Source organism: Nocardioides sp. 1609 (assembly GCF_004522105.1).
Classification (GTDB): domain Bacteria; phylum Actinomycetota; class Actinomycetes; order Propionibacteriales; family Nocardioidaceae; genus Nocardioides.
On the sequence record NZ_SPUJ01000002.1, the window covers coordinates 264,059 to 283,181 of the forward strand.

Genomic DNA, 19,123 nt, shown 5'->3' on the forward strand with positions numbered 1-19,123 from the left:
TCGAGCGGCAGCTCAGCGGGGGCTCATCCGGATGGCGCCGTCGAGCCGGATCGTCTCGCCGTTGAGCATCGGGTTCTCGACGACGTGCTGCACCAGGGCGGCGTACTCCTCGGGCCGGCCGAGCCGCGACGGGTGCGGCACCTGCTGGCCGAGGGACTCCCGGACCGGCTCGGACAGGCCGCCGAGCATCGGGGTGTCGAAGATGCCGGGCGCGATGGTGACCATGCGGACCAGCTGCGGTGCGAGGTCGCGGGCGATGGGCAGCGTCATCCCGACCACGCCGCCCTTGGACGCCGAGTAGGCGGCCTGCCCGACCTGGCCCTCGAACGCCGCGACGGACGCGGTGCCGAGCAGCACCCCGCGCTCGCCCTCGATCGGCTCGGTCCGCACGATCGCGGCGGCGGCGAGCCGGAGCACGTTGAAGGTGCCGACCAGGTTGACCTGCACGGTCCAGGCGAAGCCGTCGAGCGGGGCCGGGCCCTGCTTGCCGACGATCTTGCCGGCGACGCCGGTGCCGGCGCAGCTGACCGCGATCCGGAGGTCGCCGAGCGCGGTCGCGGCCGCGACGGCGGCCGCGACGTCGTCCTCGGAGCGGACGTCGCCGCCGACGAAGGTGCAGCGCTCGCCGAGCTCGTCGCTGACGAGCCCGCCGTCCGAGGTGGGTAGGTCGAGCAGCACGACCGAGGCGCCGGCCGCGTGCAGCCGGCGGGCGGCGGCCAGGCCGAGCCCGGAGGCGCCGCCGGAGACCAGGGCCACGGAACCGTCGATGCGCATGTCACTCCTGAGGGATGGGGCGGTGGGGGTGGGGTTCGGGTGCGGCTCAGTGCCCGCGGAACTGCGGCTCGCGCTTCTCGAAGAAGGCGGCGCCGGCCTCGGCCGCGTCGTCGGTGGCGAGGTTGACCGCCTGGGCGCGCGCCTCGTCCTCGAGGGCCCGCTCGAGGCCGACCTCGAAGGCGTCGTGGAGGAGCCGCTTCGACTGGGCCATCGCGATGGGCGGGCCCGCGACGAGGCGCTGGGCGAGCGCGTCGACGGCGGCGTCGAGCTCGGCGGGCGCCACCACCTCGCGCACGACGCCGAGCTCGTGGAGGGTGGCGGCCTCCAGCATCTCGCCGAGCAGCACCATCTCCTTGGCCCGGTGCAGCCCGACGAGCCGCGGCAGGAGCCAGGAGCCGCCGAAGTCGACCGAGAGGCCGCGGCGCACGAAGATCTCGGAGAACTTCGCGCGGTGCGTGGCCACGACGAAGTCGCAGCCGAGCGCCAGGTTCATGCCGGCGCCGACGGCGTAGCCGTCGACCCGCGCGATCGTCGGGACCGAGAGCCGGTGCAGGGCCAGGCACGCCTCGTTGACGACGTGCATGTTGGCCAGCGGGTGCCGCGAACCGCCCTCGGACAGGTCGGCGCCGGTGCAGAAGTCCTCTCCCTGACCGGTGACCACCAGCACCCGAGCACCGCTGGCCTCGACCTCGGCGAGCGCGGCGCGCAGCTGGGGCCAGCCGGAGTCGCCGATCGAGTTGCGGCGTCGCGGGTTGGCGATGGTCAGGGTCGCGACCGGGCCGTCGAAGGTCACCTCGACGGACACCCGGAGCGCACCGTTCTCAGACACGAGGGTCATGTGCCCGAGTATCGGCCGAACCCGATACTGATGTCAATGTCATGTTTGGGTCGTCCGCCCGGACGCGCAGCTCGCGCTTGAGGATCTTGCCGCTGGCGTTGAGGGGCATCGCGTCGAGGACGACGACGTCCCGCGGGACCTTGTAGCGCGCGAGCCGGGTCGCGCAGTGCGCGCGGAGCACGCCCGCGTCCACGACCTGTCCGGCGGCGGGGACGACGAAGGCCCGCACCACCTCGCCCCAGTGCTCGTCCTCGACCCCGACGACGGCGACCTGGGCGATGCTCGGGTGCTCGGCGAGCACGGTCTCGATCTCGATCGGGTAGATGTTCTCGCCGCCGCGGATGATCATGTCCTTGGCGCGGCCGTGCAGGTAGAGGTAGCCCTGCTCGTCGCGGTAGCCCATGTCGCCGGCACGGAACCAGCCGCCGGCGAAGGCGCGGGCGGTCTCCTCGGGCATCTCGAGGTAGCCGTCCATCACCTGGTCGCTGCGGGTGGCCACCTCCCCCACCTCGCCGACGCCGACCTCGCGCAGGTCGGCGTCCACGACCCGCATGGCGACGCCGAACGACGGCCGCCCGCACGAGCGCAGCAGCTCCGGCCGGCCGGCGAGGGCGAGGCGGTGGTCCTCGGGGGTCAGGACCGACTGGAGGCCCGCCTCGGTTCCGGCACCGAACGCCTGCAGGAACTCGCACCCGAAGACCTCCATCGCACGGCGCAGCAGCGTCGGGGAGATCGGGGAGGCGCCGTAGATCATCAGCCGGAGCCGGTCGTAGGACCGCTCGGCCGCGCCCGGCTGCTGGAGGACGCTGCTGATCATCGTCGGCACCAGGAACGCCGCACTCACCTCGCCGCCGGAGAGCAGGTCGAGGACCGTCGACGGCTCGAACTGGGGCAGCAGGTAGGACGAGTAGCCGGTCGCGATGCCGAGGAAGAGCCCGCACACGCCGCTGATGTGGAACGTCGGCGCGGCGGTGTAGCGGACGTCGTCGGGTCGCGCCTGGTACTCGGCCAGGCCGGCGTAGGTGATGTTCTTCAGCATCCGCTGCGACTGCATCACGCCCTTGGGCAGCCCGGTGGTGCCGGAGGTGAAGGCGAGCGCGATCTGGTCGCGGTCGTCGCACACGACGTCCGGCTCGACGTCCCGCCCGGCGGCCAGCAGCGGCTCGTACCCGGTCGCGTCGCCCTCGTCGTCGAGGCGGACGACGAGCCGCAGCGTCGGGTGCGCCGCGGCGACGCCGGCCAGCAGGTCGTCGTAGCGCGCGTCGTGGAAGAGCGCCACCGGCGCCGCGCGGGCCAGGAGCGTGTCGACCTCGTCGCGCTGGAGCCGGTAGTTCAGCGGCACGTAGACCGCACCGAGCTTCATGCAGGCCAGCACGACCTCCATGTAGCGGTGCGAGTCGAGGGCCAGGACGGCGACGCGGTCGCCGCGGCCGAACCCCTCGGACCGCAGGGCGTCCACGAGCCGGTTCACCCGGGCGTTGGTCTCGGCGAAGGTGAACCGCCGCCCGTCGGCGAGGGCGAAGCACGTGCGGTCGGGGTGCCGGGCCGCGCTGAGTGGCAGGAACTCCCCGAGGGTCACTCCGGGCGGGGACTCGTGCACCGCGGCCTCCAAAACTGATGATGATGTCAAGATCGAAGTATTGCCCGAGACACCGTGCCTGTGTCAACGGTCACAGATCTGCACTACGCTCGCCGGAGCGACCTGACGACCGCGTCAGGTCTGCGCGACGGCCAGGACGGCTTCCCGCGACCAGGAGGAGAACCATGCGACCCCGGACCCGGGTGGGCGACTACCTGCGACTCAGCGCCCAGCGCTCGCCCGACGTGCCCTGCTTCGTCTTCCCCGACGGCTCCGAGCAGACCTTCGCGGAGACCAACGAGCGGGTGAACCGGCTCGCCGACGCCATGCGTCGCCGCGGCGTCGAGCAGGGCGACCGGGTGGCCGTCGTGGCCACCGACTGCGGCGGCTACGTCGAGGTGCTGCTGGCGTGCATGAAGCTCGGCGCCGTCTACGTGCCGCTGAACAACCGCCTCGTCGACAGTGAGCTGCTCACCCTGCTCCGCCGGGCCGAGCCGCGACTGCTGTTCGTCAGCGGCCGCTACCTCGCGACCTGCCGGGCCCTGCTCCCCCAGGTCGCCTCGCTGACGGGGCTCGTCGACTTCGACCAGTCCGAGGGAGCCGAGGCCTACGAGGCGCTGCTCGCCTCCGGCGACGACGTCGAGCCGGACGTCGACGTGGCCGACGACGACGTCATCGGCCTGGCCTTCACGTCCGGCACGACGGGCCTGCCGAAGGGCGTGCTCCAGTCGCAGCGGATGATCAAGTCGCTCATCATCACGATGTCGATCGACTACGAGATCCAGCCCGGCGAGTTCCGGTACACCGCGTCGCCGACGTTCCACATCGCCGGCCAGGGCATGATCCTGATGCACATCTTCCGCGGGTTCCCGACGCTGCTGCTGCCGCAGTTCGAGCCCGGCGAGGTGCTGCGCTGGATGCGGGGTGGCCGGCTCACCGGGGCGTTCCTGGTGCCGACCATGATCAGCACGCTGCTCGACCACCCCGACGCCGCCGCGGGCGGCTACGACGCGATGCGCTCGATCATCTACGGCGGCGCCCCGATGTCGCCGACCCTGCTCCGCCGGGCGATGGAGACCTTCGGCTGTGGGCTGATCAACGCCTTCGGCGCGGCCACCGAGGGCGGCCTGCAGACCGTGCTCGGGACGGCCGACCACCGCCGGGCCCTCGCAGGGGAGACCCACCTGCTCGGGTCGCTCGGCAAGCCGGCGTTCGGCGTCGAGCTCCGCATCGTCGACGAGCTCGGTCGCGACGTCCCGCGGGGCGAGACCGGCGAGGTCGTGACCCGCTCGGACGCCGTGATGAACGGCTACCTCGAGATGCCCGAGGAGACCGCGCTGGCGATCCGGGACGGCTGGTTCTGGGGCGGCGACCTGGCGCGGATGGACGAGGAGGGCTACCTCTACCTGGCCGGCCGGAGCAAGGACATGATCATCCGCGGCGGCGAGAACATCTACCCGATCGAGATCGAGACCGTCATCGCCGGCCACCCCGGCGTCGCGCAGGTCGCCGTCGTCGGTCGTCCGCACGACCACTGGGGCGAGGAGGTCGTCGCGTTCGTGACAGCGGCCCCCGACGCGGTGGTCGACGTCGACGCGCTGCGGGCGCGCTGCCGCGCGCAGCTCGCGGCGTTCAAGGTGCCGGCCGACGTCGTCGTCGTCCCCGAGATGCCGCTGAACGCGAGCGGGAAGATCCTCAAGCGGCGGCTGCGCGAGCGCTTCCCGGCGCCCGTCGGCGCCGAGGCCTGAGCGCCCGGCGATGACCTTCGACCCGCCGTTCACCGCCGCCGACGCGGAGCCCGACGGACACGCGCTCCTCGACGCGCTCCACCTCGAGACCGTCGACCGCGACCTCTACCGCGCGACCTTCGTGGTGCCCGACGACCGGTCCCTGTACGGCGGCCAGGTCGCCGCCCAGGCGCTGCGGGCGGCCGGGCTCACCGTCGAGCCCGACCGGCTGCCGCACTCGCTGCACGGCTACTTCCTCAGGGCCGGCGACTCCGACCACCCGACGCTCTTCCGCGTGCACCGCGACCGCGACGGCCGGTCGTTCTCGTCCCGCCGGGTCGAGGCGGTCCAGCACGGGAAGGTCATCTTCAGCATGGCGGCGTCGTTCCACGTCCGCGAGGACGGCCCGGAGGTGCAGGTGCGCGCGGCCCCCGAGGTGGCCGCACCCGAGGCCTCCCCCGCCGTCGGGCTGCCGCGGCTGCTGTCGTTCGAGGGCCGCGCGGTCGACCAGCCCCACCCCGACACCCCGTGGCCGACCCAGTTCTGGGCCCGGACGACGGCACCGCTCGACGACGACCCGCTGCTGCACGCCGCCGTCCTGACCTACCTCAGCGACATCTCCAGCGGCATCGCCCCGCTGAGCCGCGACGGCGCGCTGCCGGGCGCCAGCCTCGACCACGCCCTGTGGTTCCACCGCCCGGCCCGCGCGGACGCCTGGGTCCTCACCGACCTCGAGCCGCACGTCGCCGGTCGCGGACGCGGCTGGTACACCGGCACCCTCTACGACCGCGCCGGCCGTGCCGTGGCGAGCACCACCCAGGAGTGCCTCTTCCGGCCCGCCCGGTGAGTCGGGCGACCGGGCGACGACTCAGCCGGACCGGGGCGGGACGACGATCTCCTTCATGCCCGCCCCGCGCAGCCACAGCACGGTCAGGGCGTGCACGAGCTCGGCCTCGTCGAACTCGTGGCCGAGGTTCAGCCAGACGTGACAGACCTGGTCGACCATCGAGCCGACGAGCTCGGCGGTGAGGGCCGGGTCGAGGGAGTCGTCGGCCAGCCCGATCTCCTGCTGGTGCGCGATCGCCTGGGCCAGCCGGTCGACGTGCGCCTCGCGGACCTGGAGCCGGATCCGCTTCATCTCGGGGGTGAAGGTGCCGACCTGCTCGATCAGGGCCAGGATCTTGGCGTTGCGACGGTAGGAGTCGACGAAGCGCTGGGTGGCGGCGTAGGTGCGCTCGTAGGTGGCCGCGGCGAGCGGGCGGTTCGAGCCGAGCTCGACGATCATGTCGCCGGCGACCCGGGCGGCGACGGCCTGGAAAATCGCGTCCTTGGAGTCGAAGTAGGTGTAGAAGGTGCCCTGGGCGACCTTCGCCTCGGCCGCGATGTCGGCGACCCGGGTCTCGAGGAACCCCCGCTCCTCGAAGACGCGGCGAGCGGCGTCCAGGAGGGCCGCGCGGCGGGCGTGCCCGCGACCGGTCAGCGGCCCGGTCTCCCGCCGCTCCTGCTGCTCGGCGCTGACCGCCACGCCCATCCGGTTGCTCTTCGTCTTCGGCATCCCGTTGCCTCCCGCCTCGTGTGCCGGGGAGTCTCCCACTGTCCTGAACCCGACATCAAGTCAGCGCCCCGGAGCGGCGGTGCCTCGACCCCTGGCGCCCGGTGCCCGACGCGGATAACATCGCCCACATGCAATTTGACAATGACGTCACAAAGCAGTTGGGCGTGGAGGTCCCGCTCTTCTCCGCGCCGATGGGCATGGTGGCCGGTCCGGCGCTCGTCACCGCGATGGCCGAGGCCGGCGGGATGGGGCTCGTGCCGGGCTCGCTCCCGGTGCCGCAGGTCCGCGACGACATCCGCCGGGTGCGCGAGCGCACCGACCGGCCCTTCGGCGTCAACATCCCCCTCGCGTTCGCCAAGGACCCCGCCGTCGTCGACATGATCGTCGAGGAGGGCATCGGGTTCGTGACCACCTCGGCCGGCTCCCCCGCGCGGCTGACGCCGATCCTCAAGGACGCCGGGCTGGTCGTCTACCACGTCGTCCCGACGCTCGAGGCCGCCCTCAAGGCGGTCGACGCCGGCGTCGACGGACTGGTCGTCGAGGGCAGCGAGGGCGCCGGGTTCAAGAGCCCGCACGAGGTGTCGACGATGGTGCTGCTGCCCCTGGTGGTCTCGCGCGTCGACGTCCCGGTCGTGGCCGCCGGCGGGATCGTCGACGGCGCCTCGCTGCTGGCGGCGTTCGCCCTCGGCGCCCAGGGCGCCCAGATGGGCACCCGGATGCTCGCCTCGCTCGAGTCGGGCGTGCACGCCGACGTCAAGCGGGCCGTCGTGACCGCCCGCGAGGTCGACACGATGATGTACAACCGCAGCATCGGGCGGCCGATGCGGGTGCTGCGCACCGAGACCACCACCCGCACCGACGGCACCGACCCGCGGCCGCTGCTCGCCGAGATCCGGCGCACCTACGACGACGGCGACCTCGAGGCGTCGCTGGCCCAGATGGGACAGGTCGCCGGCCGGGTCGACGACGTCCTGGCCGTCGAGGAGATCGTCCGGGCCACGATCGCCGACTTCACCGCGCGGCTGAGCGCGCTCGCCGGCTCCTACGGGGTGGTGGCCGGCGCCCGTGGCTGATCCCGGCACCCGTCGGACCGGACCGCCGGCGACCGTGGACCGCTTCGACGGGTGGCGCGTCGTCGCCCTCCTCGCGGCGATCCTCACCATCGGCGTCGGCATCACGTTCTACGGGCTGTCGGTCTACCTGAGCGCGCTGACCCGCGACGACGACGGCTTCACGCTCACCACCGTCTCCGTCGCCACCGGCGCGTTCCTCGTCGTCGCCGGCGTGGCCGGCATCCCGGTCGGGCGGCTGCTCGAGCGGTACGACGCGCGCGCCGTCCTCGTCGGCGGGCTGGTCGCGTCCGCGGTCGCCGTCCTCGCGGTCGGCCAGGTGCGCGACCCCGCCCAGCTCGTCGCGGCCTACGCCGTCCTCGGCGTCGGCTTCGCCGCGATCTCGGTCATCCCGGTGAGCCGGGTGCTGGCGGCGTGGTTCGTGCGTCGGCGGGCGCGGGCGATGTCGGTCGCGTTCCTCGGGCTGCCCGTCGGCGGCGCCGTGGTCACCCCGGTCGTCGCCGCGCTGGTCGAGCGGCACGGGGTCGCCGGCGCGAGCCCGTTCCTGGCGGCCGCGCTGCTCCTGGTCGCCGTCCCCCTGTGCCTGCTGGTGCAGCCCGACCCCGCCCGGGTCGGTCAGCGGGCCGACGGCGCCGCGCCGGCGTCCGACCCCGGCGCGGGCGCCGGGCCCGCGACCGGCGTCCCCCTGGCCGAGGCGGTCCGGACGCCGTGGTTCGTCACGGTCACCGTCGCCCTCACTCTCGGCATGCTGTCGCAGCTCGGCGCGCTCTCGCACCTCTACAACGCGGTCGCCGAGACCTCCGGGGTGTCGACCGCGGCGGCGGTCGTCTCGCTCCTCGCCGCCGCCAGCCTCGGCGGCCGGATCGCCGGCACCTGGGTCTTCGAGCGGGTCGCGCTGGCCCACGCGACCGTCGCGCTGCTGCTGCTGCAGTCGGGCGCGCTGGTCTGCTTCGCCGTGGCCCCGGGCCGCGCGGCCGTCCTGGCCGCCACCGTCGCCTTCGGCGTCTCGATGGGCAACATGCAGGTCCTCCAGCCGCTGCTGATCGCCGAGCGGTTCGGCACCCGTGACTTCTCCCGGATCCTGGCCCGCGGCAACCTCGCGGTGATGCTCGGCATGGCCGCCGGACCGGTGCTCGTCGGCGTCCTGCACGACGCCACCGGCGGCTACCCCACGGCGTACGTCGCCGCCGCGCTGCCGGCGCTGCTGGGCGCCGCGCTGATGGCCTGGGCCGCGCGCTCGCCCGCCCGCACCGACCTGGCCTGACCTGACCTGACCCGACCCGACCCGCCCGTCCGTCCACCCCATCCGAGGAGTCCCCGTGCACGTCCTGCCCCACCCCACCGCCCTGCTCGAGCTCGCGCCGTCCGACCTGGGCCACACGCCCTGGCGCACGCTCGGCCAGGACGACATCGACACCTTCGCCGACCTCACCGACGACCACCAGTGGATCCACGTCGACCGCGACCGCGCGGCCGAGGGGCCCTACGGGACGACGATCGCGCACGGCATGCTCACCCTGGCCCTGGTGCCGGTGCTGGTCGGCGAGGTGCTCCGCGTCGACGGCAGCTCGTTCGGCCTCAACTACGGCTTCGAGAAGGTCCGCTTCACCAACCCCGTCCCCGCCGGCGCCCGCATCCGGGGTGCGGTGCGGCTGGCCGCCGCCGAGCTCCAGGGCGACTGGGTCCGTGGCTCGTTCGCAGTCACCGTCGAGGTCGAGGACGTCGAGCGCCCCGCCCTCGTCGCCGAGAACGTCATCCTCTGGCGCGTCTGAGCCCGGGGCGCGCCCCCCCATCAGCGCAAAACTGCGCCGAGTCGGCGAGGGGTGGGGGCCGGCCGGCTAGCCGACCTGGGCCTTCTCGGGCTCGAGGGCGACGTAGCCGTTCTCGTCGACGGGGGCGAGGGTGCCGTCGTCCTGGACCTCGAAGAAGATGCCCTCCGAGCTGCAGGCGCCGGGACGGCCGGGCCACTGCTCGCCGTCGCAGGTCACCTTCGGGCCGAGGTAGGTCTGGAAGTCCTTGAGGGACTTCATGGCCTCGTCGACGGAGGTGTTGGTGATGTCGCCGTCGATGTCGTTGAGGATGGTGGCGAGGTTGATGATGCCGGCGAAGGAGTACAGCGACCGGGCCGAGAGCTCGTCCTCGTAGCCGACCGCCTCCATCGCCTCGGAGAACTCGTCGAGCTGCGTCTGGATCTCCTCGGGCGCGTTGTCGTAGGACTTCGGCACCCACAGCCGCGGCTGGACGATCGCGCCGGCGGCGTCCTCGCCGAGGTCGTCGATGAACTGCGAGCACGAGCCGGCGAAGATGGTGCCGTCGAAGCCGCCCTGGCGCAGGGCCTGGATCAGGCCGGTGCAGGCGTCCTCGGGCAGGGCGATGACGCCGGCGACGTCCGGGTCCTCCGAGAGCTCGGTGGCGGCGACGACCTGGAAGTTGATGTTGTCGACCTCGGCGTAGACGGCCGAGACGTCGATGCCGACCTGCTCGCCGAGCGGCTTGACGAGCTCGTCGACGTAGCCGTGGGACGACGGCGCGTCGGTGACGGCGAGCGAGGCCTTCTTGTGGCCGAGGTCGCTGAGGATCTTGACCATGCCGAGCGCGCTGGTCTCCAGCGGGCCGGAGAAGTAGAACGCGGTGCCGAAGGTCTCGGCCTCGGCGACGCCCTGACCGGCGAGGGTGCCGACGATCGGGATCTCCGCGGACTTCAGGATCGGGGTCATCGCGCCGACGCTGGTGCCGTCGTAGGCGTCGAAGACGACCGGGACGTCGTCGGCGACGAAGTCGTTCGCGCACTTGACGCCGGTCTCGGGTGTGCCGTCGCCGGAGCAGATGTCGAGCTCGAGCGGACGCCCGCCCACGCCGTCCATCTTGTTGTTGACGTACCACTCGGCGGCCTCGGCCCCGTAGGTGTTCTGCGGGTACGCGACCGGGCCGGTGTCGAGCGACTGGACGCCGATCACCAGCGCTTCGCCCTCCAGACCCCCCGAGGTGTCGACGTCGTCGCCGCCGCCACAGGCGGCGAGTGCAGTGGCCAGGAGCAGTGAGCTCGAGGCGGCCAACAGTTTCCTCATCGATGAACCAGCCTTCTTGCGAGTGCGACGCCGAGCTGTCGCGGTGAGATGGGGTGTGATCGAGATCATAGAGACATTGACGTCAGTGTCAAGAACTTGGGAGCCGATCACCGCGGGCGAACCGCAGCATCCGGTCGAGCGCGGCGGGTGAGTCGTCGAAGGGGCGGCCGTCGTCGAGCGACGCCAGCTCGTCGAGGAGCCGTCCCATGCCCGCCACGTCGTCGGCACGCGGCACCTCGCGGGTGCTCGAGGTGGTCACGCGCACGGCGGCCGCGAGCCCCGCGGCGAGCTCCAGCACCAGCCCGCTGTGGCGGCACTCCTCCCGGCACAGGTGGGCCACCACGCCGGCCACGTGCACCGGGTCGAGCCCTGTCAGCACGTCGGAGGGCAGCAGCGGCTCGGTCATCCGCGTCGTCGCCACCGGGGCGATGACGTTGACCCCGATGCCGTGCCGCTCCCCCTCGAGCCTCAGCACGTTCGCCAGCCCGAGGAGACCGGCCTTCGCGGCCCCGTAGCCGGCCTGCCCGAACTGCCCGAACAGCCCGCCCGCCGACGACGTCAGGACGACGCGACCCGACCCGGACTCCCGCAGGTGCGGCCACGCCGCTCGGGTCGTGTGGGCGGTGCCGCCGAGGTGCACGCGCACGACGGCGTCGAAGTCCGCGGGGGTCAGCTTGGCGAAGGACCGGTCACGCAGGATCCCCGCGCTGTGGACGACGGCGTCGAGGCCGCCGTACTCCTCGACCGCGCGGCGGACGGCCCGCTCGCCGCCGTCGGGATCGGCGACGTCGGAGTCGTCGGCCACCGCGGTGCCGCCGCGCCCACGGACCTCGGCGACGACCTGCTCGGCCACGGAGGCCACGTCCGGCCCGGGGTCCTCGACGGGCGTGCCGTCCAGGGCGGCGCCGGTGTCGTTGACGACGACGGCGAAGCTCGCGTCGGCCAGCGCGAGCGCGTGCGCCCGGCCGAGCCCACGGCCGCCGCCGGTCACGAGGGCGACCCTCGCGCGACCGCTCACGGGGTGGCGACCAGCTCGAGCAGGTCGGCCTTGCGGACCTTGCCGGTCGGGTTGCGGGGCAGCTCGCGCAGCACGTGGTACTCGACGGGCACCTTGTAGCCGGCCAGCCGGTCACGGCACATCGCCTCGAGCGCGGCGGCGGTCGGCGCCTCCTGCCGGTACTCCACGAAGGCGACGACGACCTCGCCCCACTTCTCGTCGGGCCGGCCGACGACGGCGGCGTCGGCCACCTCGGGGACGTCGGTGAGGACCAGCTCGATCTCCGAGACGTAAATGTTCTCGCCGCCCCGGATGATCATGTCGCGGCTGCGGCCGCCGAGGAACAGGAAGCCCTCGGCGTCGACGTAGCCGCGGTCGCCACCCCAGAACCAGCCGTCGTGCAGCGCCTCGCGGGTCTGCTCGGGCATGTCGAGGTAGCCGGCCATCACGCAGTCGGTGCGCGCGGCGATGTTGCCCACGACGCCGGGTGGGCACTCGCGGCCCTCGTCGTCGAGGATCCGCATGTCGACGAAGAGAACCGGCTGCCCGACGGAGGCGAGCAGGTGCTCCTCGCCCGCGAGCGCGCGGCGGTGGTCGTCGGGCCGCAGCAGCGTCTGGACGCCGGACTCCGTGCCCGCCCCGAACAGGTTCCAGAACCCGCACTCCGGGTAGCGCTCGAGCCCCCGGCGCAGCAGGCTCGGCGGCATCGGGGCCGATCCGTAGAGCATCGTGGTCAGCCGCTCCCGGCCGGTGGGGCCGTCGTCGGCGTCGAGCACCGCCTGGAGCATCGTCGGCACCAGGAAGACGCCGGTGAGCAGGCCCTCACGGATCGCGTCGGCGGTCACCCTCGCGTCGAACTGCTTCTCGATGAGCGAGGTGCAGCCGGTGGCGACCTGCTCGAAGACCAGCGCCCACCCGGCGATGTGGAACAGCGGCGACGCGGTGTATCGCACCTCGCCGGGCCGGGCCAGGACCTCCCACCCGAGCGCGAGCATCCGCTTGAGCATCCCGTGGGTCTGCATCACGCCCTTGGGCAGCCCGGTCGTGCCGGAGGTGAACATGACGCCGAGCAGGTCGTCGTCCTCGAGCACCACCTCGGGCTCGACGTCGCGGCCCTCGGCCACGAGCACCGCCAGGTCGTCGTCGAGGGAGCCGTCGAGCGACCACAGCGCGCACGGACCCAGCGCCGGCAGCACGGAGCGCGCCATGGCGACGTAGCGGTCGCCGACGAAGAACCAGGTCGGCTGCGCGCGGCCCAGGATGTTCTCGATCTCGCCCTGGGCGAGGCGGAAGTTGACCGGCACGTACGTCGCGCCGAGCTTGAAGCAGGCCAGCATCAGCTCGGCGTACTCGAACGAGTCGGTGTCGAGCAGCGCGATCCGGGTGCCCTTGCCGACGCCCCGCGCGGTCAGGGCGTCGCAGATCCGGTTCACCCGCTCGTTGACCTCGGCGAAGCTGCGGGCCTCGCCGGCCGCGGTTCGGAAGCAGGCCACGTCGGGCGACCGGCGGGCCGACTGGGTCAGGCCTCGGCCGATGGGCCAGGACACGTTCATGGGGACTCCTCGTCGAGCGGCGGGTCGGGCGGTGGGTCGGGCGGGGCCGGGGTGAGGTCGTCGAGGACGCGACGCAGGATGCGTCCGAACGCCGGGCCCTGGTCGACCATCACGTGGTGGTAGGCGTCCGGGACGTCGTGCTGGACGACGTCCGCGCCGAGCAGCCGCCCCAGCGTGCGGCCGGCGTCGGGCGGCACCAGGGTGCTCAGCTCGCCGCGGATCAGGACGGTCGGGCAGCCGATGCCGGCGAGCGCGCCGGTGAGCGACGCGGCGTCGAGGGCCGCGAAGATGGCGGGGTCGACCTTCCAGGCCCAGCCGCCGTCGTCGTGGCGCAGCGAGTGCCGGGCCACGTAGGCGAGGGTGCGGTCGTCGGGCACCGGTTGCGGCGGCATCAGCCGGTAGCGCGCGAGGCCCTCGCGCTCGCTGGCGAACCGCGCGGCCGGTCGCAGCACGGGCCGGGTGCGGGCCGCGCCGACCGGCTCGTCGACGATCGAGTCGACCAGCACCAGGCCGTGGACGACGTCCGGCCGGGTCGCGGCGACGCCGGCCGCCACGAGCCCGCCGATGCTGTGCCCCACGAGCAGGGCCGGCCCGGCGCACTCCTCGACGACCACCGCGGCCACCTCGGCCGACCAGGCCTCGAGCGAGTAGCGCTCGCGCCGTCCGCTCTCGCCGTGGCCGGAGAGGTCGACGGCGACGACGTCGAAGGCGCCCCCGAGCCCCTCGACGGTGTGGTGCCACCAGGCGGTGTGCGCCGACGTCCCGTGCACGAGGACGACGCACGGCCGGTCGCCGGAGGCGCGCGCGGCGTCCCACCGCTCCCAGGCGACGGTGGTGCCGTCGACCGTCGTGGTGCCGGCGCGCCCGGCCAGCGGCGGCGCGGGCGCCGGCACCTCGAGCGACGTCATCGTGCCTCGGCCTAGGACGGGAGGACTTCGGCGTCGACCTCGACGCGGTCCTCGACGCCGAAGTACGCCGCCTCGACCTGCTCGCGACGCGCCAGCAGGTCCGACGCCGCGCCGTCGAGCACGACCTCGCCGTGGTTGAGGATCAGGCCCCGGTCGGCGACCGAGAGGGCGAGCTCGATGTGCTGCTCGACCAGGACCAGGCCGATGCCCTCCTCCTTGGCGAGGTCGCGGATCGAGGGCAGCATCTCCTGGACGATCTTGGGCGCCAGGCCCAGGCTCATCTCGTCGATCATCAACACCTTGGGGCGGGCCAGGATCGCCTTGGCGATGGTGAGCATCTGCTGCTCGCCACCGGAGAGCAGCCCGACCTTGCGGGCGGTCAGCCGGCGCAGCGCCGGGAACCGCTCGAGGACCTGCTCCTGGCGCACGGGGTCGGCCTTGCGGCGGGCCAGCCGGAAGTGCTCGCCGACGCTGAGGCCGAAGAAGATGCCGCGGTCGTCGGGCACGAGCATCACGCCGCGACGGGCGAGCTGGTGCGGCCGTCTGGTGTCGACCCGCTCCCCCAGCGCGTGCACCTCGCCGCCGATGAGCGGGAGCAGCCCGACCATCGCCAGGAGGGACGTCGTCTTGCCGGCGCCGTTGGGGCCGAGCAGCGCCACGACCTCGCCGGGCCCGACCTCGAAGGACAGGTTGCGGATCGCCTGGACGCCGTTGTAGCCGGCGGTCAGGTTCGACACGCGGAGCAGGGGCTCAGACATCTGCGACCTCCATCGGGACTCCCAGGTAGGCCGCGACCACGGCCGGGTCGGTCCGCGCCCGGTCCGGCGTGCCGGAGAAGATGATCTTGCCGAACTCCATGACGTAGACGACGTCGGAGACCGCCATCACCAACGACATGTCGTGGTCGATGAGCAGCACCCCGGGGCCGCCGGCCGCGATCTCGCGGACCCGGTCGCCGAAGCGCAGGCTCTCGTTGCTGTCGAGGCCGGCCGCGGGCTCGTCGAGCAGCACCGTCCGGCAGCCGCCGGCCAGGGCCCGCGCGACGCCGACCAGCTTCTGCTGCCCGAGGGTGAGGTCGCGGGCCAGGGTCTCGGCCACGTCGTGCAGCCCGACCCGCGCCAGCGCCTCGTCGACCCGCTTGTCGGCCTGCTTGACGGGGCTGAAGATGTCGCGGAACAGCGACCCGAAGCCGACCGTGCGGGCCGAGACGAGCAGGTTCTCGCGCACGGTGAGGTTGAGGAACAGCTCGCCGGACTGCCAGGTGCGGCTGAGGCCGGCGGCCTTGCGGCGGTGCGGGGCGAGGGCGTCGATCCGCTCGCCGTCGAGGGAGATGGTGCCCTCGGCGACGGTGAACCCCGTGACGGCGTCGACGAACGTCGTCTTGCCGGCGCCGTTGGGACCGATCAGACCGACGACCTGGCCGGGGCGCACCTCGATGGTGACGCCGCTGTTGGCCACGACGCCGCCGTAGCGGACGGTGAGGTCGCGAGCGACCAGCCCGTCGTCCTCGGAGCCGGGGGCGCGGGTGGCGGCGGTGGTGGGCTCAGGCACGGCCGGCCACCTCCTTGCGCTCGGAGCCGGCGCCGGGATCGACCGCGCGTCCGTCGTCCGGTGGTGGCTTCGGTGCTCGCCGCGCCCCGCCGCCGGTGTGGTCGCGGATCCACCCGATCTGCATGCGGGTCTGGCCGGCGATGCCGGACGGGTTGAGGATCGCGGTCACGATCAGGCCGATGCCGGTGATCAGGGCGTAGTAGTTGCCCATCTCGAACCACTGGTGCAGCGCGGTGTAGACGAGGCCCAGCGGGCCGAGCATGCCGGCGACGATGGCCCCGCCGAACGACGTGATGCCACCGAGGTAGGCCATCGCGAGCACCTGCAGGCCGACGACGACCGAGAACGACTCCGCCGACAGCTGGCCGTGGCTGTAGCCGAGCAGGCAGCCGGCGACACCGGCGATGAAGGCCGAGAGCCCGAAGCCCATCAGCTTCGTGCGGCGCACGTCGATGCCGGCCGAGGCGGCGGCGCGCTCGTTGGCGCGCACCGCCAGGAAGGCGCGGCCGGTGTCGCCCTTGGCGACCCGGACGAACATCAGGATCATCAGCGTCACGACGGCCAGCACCATCAGCGAGAACTCGATGCGAGCCAGGTCGCGGCCCTCGCGGATCGCGAAGCTCGCGCCGAAGAGCTCGGGGTCGGCGATCGGGTTCCCGGTCGGCGGCGTGAGGCTGTAGTTGCCGAAGACGAACCGCTCGATGGCCAGGGCCGCGGCGATGGTGACGATGGCGAGCTGGACGCCGCGGATGCGGAACGCCGGCAGCGAGACCGCCATGCCGAGGAGGGAGGCGACCACCGCGCAGAGCACGATCGCCAGCGGGAACGGCATGTTCCACTGCTCGGTGAGCTTGGCGAGCGCGAACCCGGCCGCGCCGGCGAACGCCGACTGCGCGAGCGAGATCTGGCCCAGGTAGCCGGTGATCACGACGTACGACAGCGCCAGCAGGGTCACGATCAGCGAGCTGGTCAGGCCGAAGCGGTAGGTGTCGTTGGAGACGAATAGCGCGACCACCGCGACCCCGACCAGGACGAGCGTCGGCACCAGCCGGAACCGGGGCACGGCCACGTCGGGCAACCGCACCGAATGCAGGGAGCCGCGCGAGGGCAGCCGCTTCCCGAGCACGAACAGGATGATCATGATGACGACGAAGGGGACCACCTGGTCGAGCCCCGACTTCGCCCACACCGGCCACCACGACTTGGTGGCGATGAGGCTGAGCTCGGACTGGAAGATGCCGAGGGCGATCGAGGCGACCGCGGCGACCGCGACCGACTCGAGCCGGGCGACGAGCAGCACCGCGAGGGCCGGGACCACCATGAGCGTGTAGTTGGCCGGGCTGAGACCGGTGAGGGTGCTGCCGAGCATCACGCCGATCGTGCTGACCACGGCACCCATCACCATCGCGACGAGCGCGAGCCGGTCGGGGGCGAAACCCATCAGGACCGCGCCGCGCTCGTTCTCGGACGCCGCCCGGGTGGCGGCGCCGGAGTAGGTGAAGCGCAGGTAGGCCCAGACCAGGGCGGCGACGACCAGCATCGTGGCCGCCATCAGCAGCTCGCGCTTGGCGAGGTCGGCGCCCAGGAAGGTGATCTCGCCGCGCGGGATGATCGACTCGACGGGCACGTTGTTGGGTCCGAACCGGATCACGGCCAGCGCCTGCAGGGTGACCATGAGGCCGATCGAGACGACGACCTGGGCCAGGTCGGGCGCGTGCCGCACCGGCCGGAACACCACGTAGTGCGCGACGACCCCGAGCGCGGCGGCGTTGAGCAGCCCGATCAGGATGGCCGGCCACAGCGCCATCTCGTCACCGAGCTGCACCGACCCGACCGGCAGCACGAGCAGCCCGTCGTCGTACAGCGTGGCGAAGACGTAGACGCCCCACATGGCCATCGCGCCCTGCGCGAAGTTGATGATGCCGGTCGACCGGTACACGAGCAGCAGCCCGGTCGAGAGCCCGATGTAGACCGAGGCCAGGCCGAGGCCCAGCACGGCGAACTCCAGGTAGGTCGTCACGTCGGTCTCCTTGGATCAGCGGGGCGGGCTAGGACGACGGCAGGCCGGCCGCGCGGAACGCGAGCCGCTTGGCGCGGTCCATGTCGTAGTGGCGCCGGGTGACCAGGCGCTGGGCGAAGAGACCGCCGCCGGACTGGATGTTGGTCACGAGGTGCCAGCCGCCGTAGGCGTCGGCGGTCGTGTCGCGGATGGCGTGGAAGATCTTCGTGCGGTACTCACCGGAGACCTCGTCGCCGGTCGACATGTACTTCTCGAGGAACGGGCGCAGCGTCTCGTTGTCGAAGTCGCTCATCGACGGGGCGGTGAGCACCGCACCGCCGGCGATGTCGTGCAGGTGCCGGACCATCGTGCCGAACTGCACGGCACCCTGGTACTTGGTGACGTTGGTGTACATGTCGTCGGGGTAGTAGAAGCCCTCGGGTGTGGCGTGCGCGTGCATGATCGCGGCCTCGAGGCCCGCCCGCAGCAGCGTGGCGTGGATGATCATCTCGTCGATCTTCTCCCGCACGTGCGAGATCTTCTGGGTGCCGTTGGCCTCGGCGATCAGCTGGGCGAGACCGACCAGCTCGTCGGCCTGCTCGACCATGAACGCGGTGCCACCGAGGCGCTCCCACAGCCCGAGCGAGTGCGCGAAGACGGCGGCGTGCTCGACCTGGCCGTCGAGGAAGATGTGCTCGTTCGGGATGAAGACGTCGTCGAAGATGCACATGCTGTCCGGCACGCTCTTCTCCGAGGAGACCGGGAAGTCGCGCGGGTCGCGGTCGGTCGGGTGGTACGTCGTGTTGGTGATGTGCACGCCGGGGGCGTTGACGGGGACCGCGCAGGCGATGGCGTAGTCCTCCTCGCCCGGCTTCATCGTCTTGGTCGGCATCACCATCATGTGGTGGCCGAGGGCGGCGGCGCTGATGTGCAGCTTGGCGCCGCGGATGACGACGCCGTCCTCGCGCCGCTCGACGACGCGCACGTAGGCGTCGGGGTCGTCCTGCTGCGACGGGGACTTGCTGCGGTTGCCCTTGGCGTCGGTGATGCACTCGGTGATCCGGATGTCGTCGCGACGGGCCTTCTCGATGTAGGCCTCGATCCGCGGGATGAACTGCGGCGCCGACGTCGCGATCCGCGAGGCGGCCACGATCAGCGTCATGATCGACTGGTAGGTCACGTTGAGGAGCAGGTCCATCTCGAGCAGCTCGGGGATCTTCTCCCGCAGGTCCTCGGCGCTGCGCGGCGCGGTGATGACCGGGTTCAGCGCACCCGGCTCGGCGGAGAAGTACTTGTCGTACCCCTCGGCCGCGACGTTCATCGGCACGGCGAGACCGGGCTCGGTGCTGAAGTCCTCGATCAGCCGGCCCTCGAAGTAGACCTTCCGGCCGTCTTGGAGCGAGTCCTTGTACTGCTGTCCCGTCAGCATGCTGCGGGCCTCCTCTGGCTTGACGTGAATGTGACGTCGTCGTCATGTCCGAGACTGACATGGGGTCCGGAGCGT

17 protein-coding genes are annotated in these 19,123 nt (G+C 72.5%); 5 read left to right on the plus strand and 12 right to left on the minus strand.

Annotated features, from left to right (window positions below):
* Positions 1-12: 12 nt before the first annotated feature.
* Genes E4623_RS06195 through E4623_RS06205 form a run of 3 tightly spaced genes read right to left on the minus strand, consistent with a single transcriptional unit; the run spans position 13 to position 3,212 of the window.
* Positions 13-774, minus strand: coding sequence for an SDR family NAD(P)-dependent oxidoreductase (locus tag E4623_RS06195; RefSeq protein ID WP_134765660.1), 762 nt, complete (start codon positions 772-774; stop codon positions 13-15).
* Between the two features lie 46 nt (positions 775-820).
* Complete coding sequence (locus E4623_RS06200) at positions 821-1,612, minus strand: enoyl-CoA hydratase-related protein (RefSeq protein WP_134765661.1); 792 nt, start codon at positions 1,610-1,612, stop codon at positions 821-823.
* A complete protein-coding gene (locus E4623_RS06205; protein WP_134765662.1) occupies positions 1,596-3,212 on the minus strand; it encodes an AMP-binding protein in 1,617 nt (538 codons plus the stop codon). The genes E4623_RS06200 and E4623_RS06205 overlap by 17 nt, the downstream gene beginning before the upstream one ends.
* A gap of 164 nt (positions 3,213-3,376) precedes the next feature.
* Between E4623_RS06205 and E4623_RS06210 the strand changes: the two genes are divergently transcribed.
* Entirely contained in the window at positions 3,377-4,939 is a 1,563-nt protein-coding gene (locus E4623_RS06210; RefSeq protein WP_167736503.1) for an AMP-binding protein, read from the plus strand.
* A 10-nt stretch (positions 4,940-4,949) separates the two neighbouring features.
* Positions 4,950-5,765 (plus strand): acyl-CoA thioesterase domain-containing protein, encoded by an 816-nt coding sequence (locus E4623_RS06215; protein WP_134765664.1) that lies wholly within the window; start codon positions 4,950-4,952, stop codon positions 5,763-5,765.
* 21 nt (positions 5,766-5,786) lie between these two features.
* Here E4623_RS06215 and E4623_RS06220 read toward each other — a convergent pair whose 3' ends face one another.
* Complete coding sequence (locus tag E4623_RS06220) at positions 5,787-6,473, minus strand: TetR/AcrR family transcriptional regulator (RefSeq protein ID WP_134765665.1); 687 nt, start codon at positions 6,471-6,473, stop codon at positions 5,787-5,789.
* 128 nt (positions 6,474-6,601) lie between these two features.
* Here E4623_RS06220 and E4623_RS06225 point away from each other — a divergent pair, with 128 nt between their 5' ends.
* Genes E4623_RS06225 through E4623_RS06235 form a run of 3 tightly spaced genes read left to right on the plus strand, consistent with a single transcriptional unit; the run spans position 6,602 to position 9,315 of the window.
* Positions 6,602-7,546, plus strand: a complete 945-nt coding sequence (locus tag E4623_RS06225; RefSeq protein ID WP_134765666.1) for a nitronate monooxygenase — start codon at positions 6,602-6,604, stop codon at positions 7,544-7,546.
* A 34-nt stretch (positions 7,547-7,580) separates the two neighbouring features.
* Positions 7,581-8,807, plus strand: coding sequence for an MFS transporter (locus E4623_RS06230; RefSeq protein WP_167736504.1), 1,227 nt, complete (start codon positions 7,581-7,583; stop codon positions 8,805-8,807).
* Between the two features lie 55 nt (positions 8,808-8,862).
* The gene (locus E4623_RS06235; protein ID WP_134765668.1) at positions 8,863-9,315 is read left to right on the plus strand and encodes a MaoC family dehydratase; all 453 of its coding nucleotides are present in this window, start codon (positions 8,863-8,865) and stop codon (positions 9,313-9,315) included.
* Between the two features lie 66 nt (positions 9,316-9,381).
* Here E4623_RS06235 and E4623_RS06240 read toward each other — a convergent pair whose 3' ends face one another.
* The 8 genes from E4623_RS06240 to E4623_RS06275 form a co-directional block, all read right to left on the minus strand.
* Entirely contained in the window at positions 9,382-10,611 is a 1,230-nt protein-coding gene (locus E4623_RS06240) for an ABC transporter substrate-binding protein (protein ID WP_167736505.1), read from the minus strand.
* Positions 10,612-10,699: 88 nt separating this feature from the next.
* The gene (locus tag E4623_RS06245; RefSeq protein WP_209020539.1) at positions 10,700-11,602 is read right to left on the minus strand and encodes an SDR family NAD(P)-dependent oxidoreductase; all 903 of its coding nucleotides are present in this window, start codon (positions 11,600-11,602) and stop codon (positions 10,700-10,702) included.
* Positions 11,603-11,625: 23 nt separating this feature from the next.
* Complete coding sequence (locus E4623_RS06250; protein WP_134765671.1) at positions 11,626-13,161, minus strand: AMP-binding protein; 1,536 nt, start codon at positions 13,159-13,161, stop codon at positions 11,626-11,628.
* Complete coding sequence (locus E4623_RS06255; RefSeq protein WP_134765672.1) at positions 13,158-14,069, minus strand: alpha/beta hydrolase; 912 nt, start codon at positions 14,067-14,069, stop codon at positions 13,158-13,160. The genes E4623_RS06250 and E4623_RS06255 overlap by 4 nt, the downstream gene beginning before the upstream one ends.
* 11 nt (positions 14,070-14,080) lie before the next feature.
* Positions 14,081-14,827 carry an ABC transporter ATP-binding protein gene (locus E4623_RS06260; RefSeq protein ID WP_134765673.1) on the minus strand — a complete coding sequence of 249 codons (747 nt, stop codon included), beginning with the start codon at positions 14,825-14,827 and terminating at the stop codon, positions 14,081-14,083.
* Positions 14,820-15,620, minus strand: a complete 801-nt coding sequence (locus E4623_RS06265) for an ABC transporter ATP-binding protein (protein WP_209020540.1) — start codon at positions 15,618-15,620, stop codon at positions 14,820-14,822. The genes E4623_RS06260 and E4623_RS06265 overlap by 8 nt, the downstream gene beginning before the upstream one ends.
* Entirely contained in the window at positions 15,613-17,640 is a 2,028-nt protein-coding gene (locus tag E4623_RS06270) for an ABC transporter permease (protein WP_134765674.1), read from the minus strand. The genes E4623_RS06265 and E4623_RS06270 overlap by 8 nt, the downstream gene beginning before the upstream one ends.
* A gap of 28 nt (positions 17,641-17,668) precedes the next feature.
* The gene (locus tag E4623_RS06275) at positions 17,669-19,048 is read right to left on the minus strand and encodes a 4-hydroxyphenylacetate 3-hydroxylase N-terminal domain-containing protein (RefSeq protein WP_134765675.1); all 1,380 of its coding nucleotides are present in this window, start codon (positions 19,046-19,048) and stop codon (positions 17,669-17,671) included.
* Positions 19,049-19,123 lie beyond the last annotated feature (75 nt).